Origin of the sequence: Streptomyces sp. NPDC090025 (genome assembly GCF_044748125.1) — a bacterium.
In the GTDB taxonomy this organism is placed as follows: Bacteria; Actinomycetota; Actinomycetes; order Streptomycetales; family Streptomycetaceae; genus Streptomyces.
The window spans coordinates 1-12,429 of the sequence record NZ_JBIVFL010000008.1 but is presented as its reverse complement, the minus strand read 5'-3'; the positions used below and the strand labels follow the sequence as shown (position 1 = coordinate 12,429).

Below are 12,429 nucleotides of genomic sequence, written 5' to 3'. Positions count from 1 at the left end.
GGCGCCCGGCCGCCACCCCGCGCCCCGGGGCACACGCCCTGCGCCCGCCACCGTCCACCACGAGCTCCCCGCGTCCGTCATCCGCGCGCGTCCAGATACGCCGACAGCTCCGCCGCCCCCGCCAGCATCGCCCGCCCCCGGGCCGTGAGCCGCGCCCGCCAGTCGGCGAGCGTCGCCTCCAGCGGGGCCACCCCGCCCGCCGTCCGCACCTGCTCGATCAGCGGGGCGATCCGCTCCAGCGGGTGGCCGCCGCGCCGCAGTTGACGGGCGAGCCGGGCGTCCCGTACGTCCGCCGCGTCGAACACCCGGTACCCGGTCGCCGGATCGCGGCGCGGCCGGACCAGACCCGCCCGCTCCCACGCGCGGAGCGTCGCGGGCCGTACGCCGAGCCGACGGGCGAGCGGCCCGATGAACGTGGCCCCCGGCGAGGCCGCGGCGTCGGCGCCCGGCTCCGGCGCCAGTTCACGCAGCGCGCCCGCCACGGCCCGCAGCGTCCGGCGGTCGTCGAGCAGCTGGACATGGCTGTCGTCGATGAGGCCGTACGCCCCGTCCGCGTCGCCCGCGTGGACGGCCCGCATGATCGCGGTCGCCGTCGCATGACCGTGCCCGGGCAGCAGCGCGAGGAAGACGCGCAGGGCCTGGGCGTGGAGCGGCGTGTACACGCGGTAGCCGTGCGCGGTCCGGTCGGCGGGCGGGAGGATCCCGGCCTCCTCGTAATTGCGCACCGCCTGGGTCGACAGACCGTGCGCCCGCGCGAGATCGACCGGCCGTAGCCGCCTCCCCGTTTGAGGGTTTTCAGGCATCGATCCCGCTCCCACCTGCACCATCCGCGCCAAAGTCTCCACCGAACCTTCAACGATAGCGTGGAAGGCATGACGACCGAGAACGTGACCACAGCTGCCCCCGACCGCGCCCCCGGCCTCCTGGAACCCCTCGACGCGGCGGCCGTCCTCCGGCTCCTGCCCGGCCGGCCCCGGCTGCTCGCCCTGGGCGAACCCACCCACGGCGAGGAGACCCTGCTGCGGCTGCGCAACGACCTCTTCCGGGAACTCGCCGCGCACGGCTACCGGACCATCGCGCTGGAGAGCGACTGCCTGCGCGGCCTCCTCGTGGACGACTACGTCGGCCACCGCGGCGGCACGCTCGACGACGTGCTGGCGGGCGGCTTCAGCCACGGCTGGGGCAGCTGCGAAGCCAACCGCGAACTCCTCACCTGGATGCGGGAGTTCAACGAGGACCGGCCGGAGGCCGACCGGTTGCGCTTCGTCGGCTTCGACGGCCCGCTGGAGATCAGCCACGCCGAGAGCCCCCGCCACGCCCTCACCGCCCTCCACGACCACCTCGCGGCCCGCGTCGACGCCGACCTGCTGCCCTGCACCGCCGACACCCTCGACCGGCTGATCGGCGACGACGGGCGGTGGACCGATCCCGGCGTCATGGGGGACCCGGCCCGCTCCGTCGGACGCACCCCCGACGCCGACCGGCTCCGGCTGCTCGCCGACGAACTGAACCTGCTGCTCGACACCCAACTCCCCGACCTGGCAGCCGTATCGACGCCGGAGGAGCTGAACAGGGCCCGGCTGTACGGGCGTACCGCCGTCGGACTGCTGCGCTACCACCACGCGATGGCCGACCCGACACCCACCCGACTGCCCCGACTCCTCGCCGTGCGCGACCAGATGATGGCCCGGAACCTGCTCGACGCCACCGAGCGCGGCCCCGTCTTCTGCTACGCCCACAACTCCCACCTCCAGCGGGAGCGCAGCTCGATGCGGATGGGCGGCGAGCCCCTGACGTGGTGGAGCGCGGGCGCCCTCGTGAGCGCGCGGCTCGACGCCCGGTACGCGTTCCTCGCCATGGCCCTCGGCACCATCCGCCACCAGGGCGTGGACGCGCCGCCGCCGGACACCCTCGAAGGGTTCCTGTACGGGCTCCCGGAGCGCCCCGCCGCCGCCCTCGTGGACTCCCGGCGCCTCTCCGGTGCGCTCGCCGCCGCCCACGGAGCCGCGTACGGGGCCGGGCACCCCGTACCCCGGGTGTCCCCTTGGTTCGGCTACGGACCGCTCGACCCGGCCCAGCTCGGGAGCACCGACGGCCTGGTGTTCGTGCGGGACGCGGTGCGGGAGCGGAACGAGTAGCGCGCCGGGCGGCAGGCACGGGGGTGCGGGCCCCGGGGGTCCGGGCGCCGGCGGTATGGGCCCAGGCGGAACGGGCCTCGGCGCTACGGGCCCGGGTGCGGCGCGGTCTGCGGGTTTCCTGGGGGAGGGAGTCGGACGCGGGGTCTTGGCTGACAGTGGTGACACGTGTAAATTCGGCAAGGTCAGCTCATGAGAAGTACCGAGAAACGGCCGCCGCACCCGGCCGGACCAGGAAGGCACGCCCATGTCCCTGGAGACTCCGCAGGACGCCCTGGAGAGCCCCCTCGTCACCACCACCCGCGGGCCCGTCCGCGGTGAGCGCCGCGCCGACGGAAGCAGCCGCTTCCTCGGCATCCCGTACGCGAAGCCGCCGGTCGGCCCGCTGCGCTTCGCCGCCCCCGAGCCGCCCGAGCCGTGGACCGAGCCGCTGGACGCCACCGCGTACGGGCCGACCGCCCAGCGCAGGCCGTTCGCCGAGGTCACGACGATCCCCGAGCCGTCGGTCCCCGGCGAGGGCGTGCTCAACCTGAACGTCTTCACGCCCGCCGCCGACCCCGAGGCCGGGCTCCCCGTCCTGGTCTGGATCCACGGCGGCGGGTACGTCGCGGGTTCGGCCGCCAGCCCCTGGTACGACGGCGCCGCCTTCAACCGCGACGGCGTCGTCCTCGTCTCGCTCGGCTACCGGCTCGGCATCGAGGGCTTCCTGCACCTGGAGGGCGCCCCGGACAACCGTGGCGTACGGGACTGGGTCGCGGCCCTGGAGTGGGTCAGGGACAACATCGCCCGCTTCGGCGGCGACCCGGCCAAGGTCACCATCGCCGGGCAGTCGGCGGGCGGCGGCGCCGTCCAGACCCTGCTCGCCGTGCCGTCCGCCCGCGAGCTGTTCCGCGGCGCGCTCTCGGTGTCCGGCGCCGTCATGCGCCCCGACGGCCCCGAGGCTGCCCGGGCCGCCGCGCGCCTGTTCACCTCCCGCACCGGCCTGCCCGCCACCGTCGCCGCGCTCCAGGACCTCTCCGACGACGAGCTCCTCGACCTCCAGGACCGGCTCGGCGCGCCCGGGCCCGACCGCGAGGGACTGCCGCCGATGCTGTCGCTCGTGCCGTTCGCCGACGGCGAGCTGATCCCCGAGCCGGTGCTCGACGCGCTCACCGAGGGTGACGCGGGGGCGGGCGTGCCGCTGCTGCTCGGCTTCACGGCGCACGAGTTCAACATGATGCCCGCGCCCGGCCCGGGCGGCCCGCCGCTGCCGCTGCTGCTCGGCGGACTCGGCCTGGTGGGCGAGCGGGCGGAGGAGTTCACCAAGGCGTACGCGGACCTCGACCCGGCCGTGCTCTTCGGCCAGGCCATCACCGACGTGACCTTCCGCGCGCCCTCCCTGGAGGTCGCGGAGGCCCGCGCCGCCCGCGAACAGCCCACCTGGCTCTACCAGTTCGAGTGGGAGGCCCCGGTGATCGGCCAGGCGTACCACTGCCTGGACCTGCCCTTCGCCTTCGACCTCCTCGACGCTGAGAACGTCACGGCCGTCGCGGGCCCGCACCCGCCGCAGTCCCTCGCCGACGCGATGCACCGCGCCTGGGTCGCCTTCATCACCGACCAGGACCCGGGCGCCGACTGGCCCGCCTACACCACGGAGACCCGCGCCACGAAGATCTGGGCGGAGACCCCGCGCACGGAGAACGACCCGCTGGCACAGGTCCGCGCGCTCTGGCACGCCTGATCCGCACGGACCCCGCGGCCCGGCCGGAGCCGGCCGGCTCGACGTACGGCGGCCCACCCCTTGCCGGGGGTGGGCCGCCGTACGAGCAGGGCGGATCCGGTCACCCCGGCGCCGCCCGGAACGGCCCCGTACGCGCCTTCGGCGGGGGTGCCGCCGTGCCCCGGGGGAGGGGTGCGACGGGAGCGGTGCCCACCGGCCGGGCGGGCGGCGACAAGCCCGTACACAGACCCTCGAAAATCCCCCTGACCTGGTGTTTTCCCGTCGAACCCCTACCCTTGCGGCAACAGTCGGCGAGCGGGGGGAGGGCTCCTCGTGGGCGAGAAGGATGTCACGTACGACGCCGCGCACATCCAGGTACTTGAAGGGCTTGAGGCGATCCGGAAACGGCCCGGCATGTACGTCGGGTCGACCGGGACGCGCGGGCTGCACGCCCTGTTGTCCGAGGTGGTCGAACGCGCGGTGGCGGAGGTGCTGCGCGGCCGGGCCACGTATGTCGAGGTCACCCTCACCGCCGACGGCGGCGCGCGGGTCACCGACGACGGTGAGGGCATCCCGGTCGCGGCCGCCGGTCACACCGGCGGCATCGCCCTGGAGGACCTGCTGACGACGGTGTACGCCGGGCAGGACCGTGGCCGACGGGTGTACCTGGGGCCGTTCGGGCTGGGCCTCTGCGTGCCGAACGCCCTGTCGCGGCGACTCGCCGTGGAGGTGCGCCGCGAAGGGGCGCTCTGGACCCAGGAGTTCGAGCGCGGCACGGCGATCGGCCCGCCCGTCGCCGCCGGACCGAAGGACCGGCACGGCACCACGGTCGCCTTCCTCCCCGATCCGGAGATCTTCGAGGTCACGGAGTTTCGCTACGAGACGATCGCGGACCTGTTCCGTCAACTGGCCTCGTTCAATGATGAGTTGGACCTGCGGCTGATCGACGAGCGGCCGTCAGGAGACGGACGGTACGGGGCGCCCGCCGCCCGCGCGGAGCGCTTCCGGTTCCAGGGCGGACTGAGCGCGTACCTTGCCCACCTCGACCCGGAGGCGCCGTCCCCTGGCGGGGTCGATCCGGTCGCCGTCCACTGGGAAGGCGCGGTACCGGGAGTCGTCGGGCCGCTCTCGGTCGACGCCGCCATCCGTTGGCGCGGTGTGGGCGACGGCCGGGGAGTCCTGAGCTTCGTCAACTCCCTTGCCACCAGGGAGGGTGGAGTGCACGAGCAGGGCCTGCGGGAGGTCGTCGCGGGTGCGCTCACCACGTACGCACGACAGCACGGGCTGCTCCCGGCCACCGCCCCCGGCCTCGACGCGGACCGGATCCGGCGAGCCGTGACCGCGATCGTCTCCGTGAAGCTCGACGCCCCGGAACTCGCGGGGGCCATCCGCGAGAGGCTGGCCGGTGAGCCGGTACGGCAGGCGGTCGCCGACCGGGTGAGGGACGCGCTCGGGCGGTGGCTGGCGGAGGATCCGGTACGGGCCTCGGCGCTCCTCGGACGGCTCATGCGGCCCTCGGCCGCGGCGGACGGTCAGCCCGCCGTCGCGGCCCCGGCCCCGGGCGCAGACGCCGACCCCGACTCCCGGTCCTTCTCCGGCTCGGGCCCCGACTCCGGCTCGGGCGGCGCCGCGTAGGAGTGGACGGTCACCCGGACGGGGCCCCACTGCTCCTCGGACGTCGACAGCCGCTGCCAGCCCAGCCGTTCGTACAGGGCGATCGCCGCCCGGCCCGAATCCGCCACGTCGAGCACCGGGCGCAGACCGAGTCGCCGGGCCTCGGCGGTGGCCGCGGCCATCAGGCGGACCCCGGCCCGGTGCCCGCGCGCCTCCGGTGCGACGAAAAGACGTCCGATCATCGCGGCCGACTCCGGTGCCGCGCCGCTGTGTTCGCTCCACGCGAGCGGCGCGAGGTCGTCCTCGCGGTACCGGGTCAGCGTGACGTGCCCGACGATCCGCCCGTCGAGCTCCGCGACCCACGCGCCGAGCGCCGTCTCGACCGGACCGCACCGCACCCAAGGGACGGGCTGGGCGGGCCAGTTCACCGGGTAGCCGTCGGTCCGGTGGATCCCGGCGAGAATCGCGACGCAGGTGTCGAGGTCGTCGTCCGTGCGCGGCCGCACCCGGAAGTCGCCCTCGCGCCGGGTCCGGTCCATCGCCCCGGCCGCCCCCGTGGCCCCCACTGTCCCGGTCATCCCCGCTCCTCCGTCGTACTCCGGTCGCCGCGCCGCTGCCGGCCGACCTTTCCGCCATCCTGTCATGATCGCTTCCGGCACCGTGGTCGGTGGTCGGTGGTCGGCGATCGCCGATCGAATATCGGCGCCGCGGCCCGGGATAGCATCCGCACCACCGGACGGCCGCCGCCCGGCGGGCCGGAACGACCGGAACGAAGGGACCGCCGCCGCCATGCTCAAGCGCTTCGCCGAACTGTCCACCCCGCTGGTCGCCGACGCGTGCGTACGGCTCGGCGTGCCGCTGCGCGCCGCGCCCGCCGGAGTGGTCCCGGTCCTGCCGGGCCGCCGCATCGCGGGCCGCGCGCTGCCGGTCCGGCACTACGGCAGCGTCGACGTCTTCCTGGAGGCGTTCACCAGCCACGCCGCCCCCGGCGACATCCTGGTCATCGACAACGAGGGCCGCACGGACGAGGCGTGCATCGGCGACCTCGCCGTCCTGGAGGCGGAGACGGCCGGCGTGACCGGCGTCGTCGTCTGGGGCCTGCACCGGGACACCCCCGACCTCCTCGCCATCGGCCTCCCGGTCTTCTCGTACGGCGCCTTCCCGCCCGGCCCGGTCCGCCTCGACCCGCAGCACCCCGACGCCCTGCGCAGCGCCCGCTTCGGCGACCACACGGTCAGCTCGGCGGACGTCGTCCTCGCGGACGACGACGGGGTCCTCTTCGTCGCCGCGGACCGGATCGAGGAGGTCCTCGGCACCGCCGAGGAAATCTTCCGCACCGAGCGGAACCAGGCCACGCGCATCAGGTCCGGAGAGACCCTGCGCGACCAGACCCGGTTCACCGAGTACCTGGAGCGGCGCGCGGCGGACCCCTCGTACACCTTCCGCGCGCACCTGCGGCGGATCGGCGGGGCGATCGAGGAGTGAGGGGACGGCCGGGGCCCTCATCCCCGGCGGCCCCGGCTTCCTGGGCCGGGTCACCCACGGGGCCGCGGGGCGCCCCTGGTTCACCAGCGTCCGGGGCAGGCGCCGGAACCGACGCCGTGACCCGCGGCGTACGGACCTGACCGATCCCGCCGCCAGGACCCCGCCGTGCCTGCTCAGCCCGCCCGGAAACCGATCGTCCCGTCCGGCAGCACCGCCTCCACCTCGGCGCCGTGCTCCACCGTGCGGCTCACCGTGCAGTGCTTCTCGTGCGTGAGGCGTACCCCGCGGGCGAACACCTCCGCCGCGCGCGGGTTGTTGTCCGGGAGCTCGAACTCGTAGCTGACCCGGATCCGGCCGATCCGGCCGTCGTCCTCGGGGCCGGCCACGCCCTCCACCACGATCCGCAGGTCGTCGTGGTCGACGGCGCGGGCGGTCCGGTCGATGACCAGGCCGCCGCAGCCGCCCATGGCGGCGAGGAGCAGTTCGACCGGGGTGAACGAGGGCTGGGCGTCCGCGTCGTCCGCGGTGGCGATGCGGACCTCCGCGCCGCGGTCGTTGCGGGCGACCCAGGTGCGGTATCCGGTGCGGACGGTTTCGATCCGGTATGCGTCGGCCATGGCGGCACGTACTCCTCGGGCAGTGGGGGTGGTCGGAGGCGGGTGGTGGTGGTCGGCCTCCACGCGCGCGGGTAGGTACGCGCGCGCGTGCGGGCCGCCGCCCATCCCATCACCCCTCGGCGGGCGCGGCCGGTGCGGGCACGCGCGCGTGCGCCTGGCGTACGACGTCGGCCCAGGCGTCGGCCACCGTGCCCCACACGTCACGCAGCCGGGGTTCCCGCGTCCGTACGGCCTCGATCGCGTCGTCCGGATCCAGCCCGTCGGCCCGCACCTGCTCCGCGTCCGTCGCCGCCCAGAGCGCGACGGTGTCCGAGAGCACCTCCGGATGGAACTGGGTGCCCCAGGCCACGTCACCGATCCGGAACGCCTGGTACGGGCAGTCGTCGCCGCCGAGCAGCGGCACCGCGCCGGGCGGCAGCGCCCCGATCTCGTCCCAGTGCCACTGTGCGGCCGCAGCGCCCTCGGGCACGGAGGCGAACACCCGGTCGGCGGCGACGGCGGGCAGTCGGCGTACGGGCGTGACGCCCAGTTCGGGACCCTGTGGGCGGCGGACAACGCGGCCGCCGAGGGTCTGGGCCATCAGCTGACCGCCCAGGCAGATGCCGAGCAGCGGCAGCGCGGTCCGGCCGTGCACCGCCTCACGGATCAGCGTCCTGACCCCGGCCAGCCAGGGCGCGGCGGCGTCGTCCTCGCAGTTGGCGGCCCCGCCGAGGACGAGGAGACCGGCCATGCCGTCGAGGGTGCCGGGCAGTTCCTCGCCCCGCCAGGGGTGCAGCACCCGCAGCGCGAACCCGGCGGCGCGCAGCCGTTCACCGACGATCCCGGGCCCGGCGCCGTCCTCCTGCTGGATCACCAGGACGGGCCCGGGCGACGCGGCCCCCTCGCCGCCGGACTCGCCGCCGGACTCGTCGACGGCCTTGCCGACGGACGCGGTCTCGGCCACGGAGTCCGTCTCGGTTCCGGTCACGGGTATCGGCACGGTCGTGACACCTTTCTGTCGCTGCGCGGGGTGCGGCGGGCGCGGGGGAGCGGTGCGCGTCCCCAGAGTGACCGAGGAATCGTTTCTGCGTAGCGCGTTTCCCGGACTGTACGACGACTGTCACGACGGCCGCCCTGAGTACCCGGGGCACCGGCGGCTGAGTACCGCGTCCGATGTCGCGGCCGCCCGGCCCTGCTGAACTGACGTCATGACCGAGCCGACCGCCACCGCCGCCCGCACCGCCGTCGCGACCGTGCGGCCCCGCGTCCCGCTGGGCACGGTGACCGCCACCGGCTCCGCCCTCGCGGTGGCCCTGCTGCCCGTCGTCGCGGGCGCCCTGCTCGCCCGCTCGATGGGCGGCGACCCGATGGTCTCCGTCAACGCCCTGATCGCGGGCGGCGGCCAGCGCGCCCGCATCTCCCGCACCCAGCTCCGGGGCGCCTGGCACCGCTCGGCCCCGCACCTGGTACGCCGTCGCGCCGCCGCCCACGGCCCGCGCCGTGCGGACCGTACGGGCTGACCCGAGGGCAGGGCCGGGTCAGGGCCCGGCTCAGCCCAGCCAGGCCCCGTCACGCATCACGACCCGGCCGCTCAGCTCCGGGGTGCCGTGCCAGGCCCGTACGGTCCGGGGCGTGACACTCAGGTACACGTACGGGGCCGTCTCCGCGCGCGGGTCCCAGCCGAACCGGGCGGCGAACGCCTCCGCCGGGGCGGTGGGGACCTCGGCGGCCGGATGGCACCGGGCCTCGCCCTGGAGCAGCACCACGTCATAGGCGTCCGGCAGGGCGAGGCGCACCCGTGGTTCGGCGCGGGCGTTGCGTACGGTCGCGGAGTTCGCCTTGGTGCACATCCAGACGGACCGGCCGTCCCAGCGGTACCAGAGGGGCACTTGGTGCGGCCCGTGGTCGGGGTGGGACGTCGAGACCCAGATGTCGCGCTCGGCGGCGAGCCGTTCGAGGGTGTCCCGTACGCGCTCCGCCGTGTCACGGCGAACGATCTTCGTGGCTTCCATGGACGCCGACCCTAGCCAGCGACGTCGCCGCGGACATGAGGCGCAGGTCCTAGACCGGGAGGCGGAGCGGAGCCTCGTCCCGTCGTCCCGCCTGTCCGGCCGCCCCCGCCTCTTTCCGGTCGCTTGCCGTATCGGCAAGAGTAATTGCCGTTCGCTGCCACCCGGCCCGACCCTGGCGGGGCAGATCCCCCCCCGAGGTGAGAGGCGGACCATGACCGCGACGACGACCCCACCCCCGCAGGCCGTGGCGAGCGCGCGCAGGCGGTGGAGCGTGCTGGCGGTGTGCTGTCTGAGCATGTTCCTGGTGGGTCTGGACACCACGATCGTGAATGTGGGACTGCCCGCCATCGGTCGCGGTCTTGGGGCCGGGCTCGGCGCCCTGGAGTGGACGGTCGACGCGTACACCATCGTCCTCGCGGCCCTGCTGATCTCCTCCGGCGCCCTGGCTGACCGCTTCGGGCGGCGCCGGGTGTTCCGTACCGGACTCGTCGTGTTCGGCGTCGCGTCGCTGCTCTGCGCGGTGGCGCCGTCGGTGAGCTGGCTGCTCGCGGCGCGGGCGGTCCAGGGCGTGGGGGCGTCCATGCTCAGCCCGGTGGCCCTCGCGATCGTGGTGAACACGATGCCGGATCCGAGGGAGCGGGCCCAGGCGATCGGGGTCTGGGCGTCCGTGTTCGGCCTGAGCATGGCCCTCGGGCCGGTCGTCGGCGGTGCGCTCGTCGCCGGGCTCGGCTGGCGCGCGCTGTTCTGGATCAACGCCCCGGTCATCGTGATCGCCCTCGTGCTCACCGCCGTGTTCGTGCCCGAGTCGCGCGGCGCGCGGGCCCAACGGCTCGACCTTCCGGGGCAGTTCCTGCTGTGCGTGATCGTCGCCGCCGGGGTCGGCGTTCTCATCGAGGGCCCCCGGATCGGCTGGACCTCGCCGCTCGCACTGGCCGCCTACGCCGTCCTGGCCCTGGCGACCGCCGTGTTCGTACGGACCGAGTCGCGCGCCCCCGAACCGCTCGTGGACCTCCGGCTGTTCCGGGGCCCGCTGTTCCGCGGCGCCGTCGTCGGGGCGGTGGCCGTCTTCGTCGCGCTCAACGTCACCCTGCTGCTCGGCACCCTCTATCTCCAGCACGGCCGGGGCCTCTCGCCGCTCGCGGCCGGTGCGGTCACCCTGCCCATGGCCGTCGGGGCGACGGTCTGCGCCCCCTGGTCCGGGCGGCTCGTCGGCCGCCACGGAGCCACGGCGCCGCTCGCCGTGGCCGGGATCTTCCTGGCGGCGGGCGGCGCCTGCCTGACCGGCCTCGACCAGCGCACCGACCTGCGCCTCCTGCTGACCGCCTACCTGCTCATTGGCATCGGATTCGGCTTCGCCAACGCGCCCCTCACCCACACCGCCGTCAGCGGGCTGCCCCGCGAACGCGCGGGCGTGGCGGGCGCGATCACCTCCACCGCGCGCCAGATGGGCGCCGCGCTCGGCATCGCCGTGGCGGGCGTCCTCGTCGCCCACGCCGATCCGGCCGGGCTCGGCGTCGCCTCGCGTCCCGGCTGGGCCGTCGTCGTCTGTTGCGGACTCCTGCTGCTGGTGCTCGCCGGGGCGGCCCGCCCCCGGCCCGCCGGGCCATCGGCGACGGGCGCGGTGGGCACACGGGCTGAGGGTGGGCAGGCGAGATGACCGGTGTGCCGGGAACGCCCGACTCGCCCCCGTGGCCGTCGACTTCGGACCACCGGGCGGCCCGGCGGCAGGCGCGAAAATGAGACCTAGGTCACGGGCCTCGCCGTACATCCCTCCGGTCCTCGCGCGCATCTTCTGTGCGCGGGGTCCGTGCGGGCTCCGCGCACCACCAAGGCTCCTCACCCATAGGGCAGAACATTTTGATATCCACGACACTGCGCGTACGTCGCGCCGTGACGGTCACGGCCACGGTCGCGACCTCGGCCGTCCTGGTCGGCGCCTTCGGCGTGGGCCAGGCCCAGGCCGCCGCCCCGCCCGCGCCGTCGATCACCGCCCCCGGCGGTTTCGTCATGAACAACGGCACGGGTGCGGCGCTGTTCGGGAAGGCCGCGGACACCCGTCGGTCCACCGGCTCCACCACCAAGATCATGACGGCGAAGGTCGTGCTGGCCCAGCGGGGTCTGAACCTCGACACCAAGGTCACGATCGACAAGGCGTACAGCGACTACATCGTCGCCAAGGGCGCTTCCTCCGCCCGCCTCATCGTCGGCGACAAGGTGACGGTCCGCCAGCTCCTCTACGGCCTGATGCTGCCGTCGGGTTGCGACGCGGCCTACGCCCTCGCCGACAAGTTCGGTACCGGCACCACCCGTGCCGCCAGGGTGAAGTCGTTCATCGGCAAGATGAACGACGAGGCCCGGCGGATGGGTCTGCGGAACACCCACTTCGACTCGTTCGACGGGATCAGCAACGGGTCGAACTACTCGACCCCGCGCGACCTGACGAAGATCGCGAGCGGTGCGATGCAGAACGCCACGTTCCGCACCATCGTCAAGACGAAGTCCACGACGCAGAAGGTGACCACCCGGACGGGTGGCTACCGGAACATGGCGTGGACCAACACGAACAAGCTCCTGAGCACGTACAGCGGCGCGATCGGTGTCAAGACCGGCTCGGGCGCGCAGGCGAAGTACTGCCTCGTGTTTGCGGCCACCCGTGGCAACAAGACGGTCATCGGCGCCGTCCTCGGCGCGCCGAACGAGACCAACCGGGCGGCTGACGTGAAGAAGCTGCTCGACTACGGCTTCAAGCGCTAGCGAACGGCCGCGGGGGGGGGGGGGGGGCGCCCCCCCCCCGCCCCCCGGGCGCCCCCCCCCCCCCCCCCCCCCCCCCCGGGGGGCCCCCCCCCCCCCCCCCCCCCCCCCCCCCCGCCGAGCACGTGCTCGGCACC

12 protein-coding genes are annotated in these 12,429 nt (G+C 74.8%); 7 read left to right on the top strand and 5 right to left on the bottom strand.

The window, feature by feature from the left end:
- Positions 1–77 precede the first annotated feature (77 nt).
- Positions 78–803 carry a TioE family transcriptional regulator gene (locus ACIPXM_RS19705; protein WP_401656973.1) on the bottom strand — a complete coding sequence of 242 codons (726 nt, stop codon included), beginning with the start codon at positions 801–803 and terminating at the stop codon, positions 78–80.
- A 69-nt stretch (positions 804–872) separates the two neighbouring features.
- Here ACIPXM_RS19705 and ACIPXM_RS19700 point away from each other — a divergent pair, with 69 nt between their 5' ends.
- From ACIPXM_RS19700 to ACIPXM_RS19690, 3 genes are all read left to right on the top strand, one after another.
- Positions 873–2,138, top strand: a complete 1,266-nt coding sequence (locus ACIPXM_RS19700; RefSeq protein ID WP_401656970.1) for an erythromycin esterase family protein — start codon at positions 873–875, stop codon at positions 2,136–2,138.
- A 244-nt stretch (positions 2,139–2,382) separates the two neighbouring features.
- Positions 2,383–3,855: a carboxylesterase/lipase family protein gene (locus tag ACIPXM_RS19695; RefSeq protein ID WP_401656967.1), complete on the top strand. Its 1,473-nt coding sequence runs from the start codon at positions 2,383–2,385 to the stop codon at positions 3,853–3,855.
- A gap of 312 nt (positions 3,856–4,167) precedes the next feature.
- The gene (locus tag ACIPXM_RS19690; protein ID WP_401656965.1) at positions 4,168–5,469 is read left to right on the top strand and encodes a DNA gyrase subunit B; all 1,302 of its coding nucleotides are present in this window, start codon (positions 4,168–4,170) and stop codon (positions 5,467–5,469) included.
- Here the strand turns inward: ACIPXM_RS19690 and ACIPXM_RS19685 are convergent.
- Entirely contained in the window at positions 5,367–6,026 is a 660-nt protein-coding gene (locus ACIPXM_RS19685) for a GNAT family N-acetyltransferase (protein WP_401656962.1), read from the bottom strand. The two genes, ACIPXM_RS19690 and ACIPXM_RS19685, sit on opposite strands and share 103 nt — an antisense overlap.
- A 211-nt stretch (positions 6,027–6,237) precedes the next feature.
- Between ACIPXM_RS19685 and ACIPXM_RS19680 the strand changes: the two genes are divergently transcribed.
- The gene (locus tag ACIPXM_RS19680) at positions 6,238–6,933 is read left to right on the top strand and encodes an RraA family protein (RefSeq protein ID WP_401657414.1); all 696 of its coding nucleotides are present in this window, start codon (positions 6,238–6,240) and stop codon (positions 6,931–6,933) included.
- Positions 6,934–7,106: 173 nt separating this feature from the next.
- On the opposite strand, the gene ACIPXM_RS19675 is transcribed toward ACIPXM_RS19680, so the two are convergent.
- Positions 7,107–7,550: an OsmC family protein gene (locus ACIPXM_RS19675; RefSeq protein ID WP_401656959.1), complete on the bottom strand. Its 444-nt coding sequence runs from the start codon at positions 7,548–7,550 to the stop codon at positions 7,107–7,109.
- Positions 7,551–7,659: 109 nt separating this feature from the next.
- The gene (locus ACIPXM_RS19670) at positions 7,660–8,529 is read right to left on the bottom strand and encodes a type 1 glutamine amidotransferase (protein WP_401656957.1); all 870 of its coding nucleotides are present in this window, start codon (positions 8,527–8,529) and stop codon (positions 7,660–7,662) included.
- A 208-nt stretch (positions 8,530–8,737) separates the two neighbouring features.
- Here ACIPXM_RS19670 and ACIPXM_RS19665 point away from each other — a divergent pair, with 208 nt between their 5' ends.
- Entirely contained in the window at positions 8,738–9,049 is a 312-nt protein-coding gene (locus ACIPXM_RS19665) for a hypothetical protein (protein ID WP_401656955.1), read from the top strand.
- A 30-nt stretch (positions 9,050–9,079) separates the two neighbouring features.
- On the opposite strand, the gene ACIPXM_RS19660 is transcribed toward ACIPXM_RS19665, so the two are convergent.
- Positions 9,080–9,541, bottom strand: coding sequence for a pyridoxamine 5'-phosphate oxidase family protein (locus ACIPXM_RS19660; RefSeq protein ID WP_401656953.1), 462 nt, complete (start codon positions 9,539–9,541; stop codon positions 9,080–9,082).
- Between the two features lie 211 nt (positions 9,542–9,752).
- Here ACIPXM_RS19660 and ACIPXM_RS19655 point away from each other — a divergent pair, with 211 nt between their 5' ends.
- Positions 9,753–11,198 carry an MFS transporter gene (locus ACIPXM_RS19655; RefSeq protein WP_401656951.1) on the top strand — a complete coding sequence of 482 codons (1,446 nt, stop codon included), beginning with the start codon at positions 9,753–9,755 and terminating at the stop codon, positions 11,196–11,198.
- Positions 11,199–11,467: 269 nt separating this feature from the next.
- Positions 11,468–12,295, top strand: a complete 828-nt coding sequence (locus ACIPXM_RS19650) for a D-alanyl-D-alanine carboxypeptidase family protein (RefSeq protein WP_401657412.1) — start codon at positions 11,468–11,470, stop codon at positions 12,293–12,295.
- Positions 12,296–12,429 lie beyond the last annotated feature (134 nt).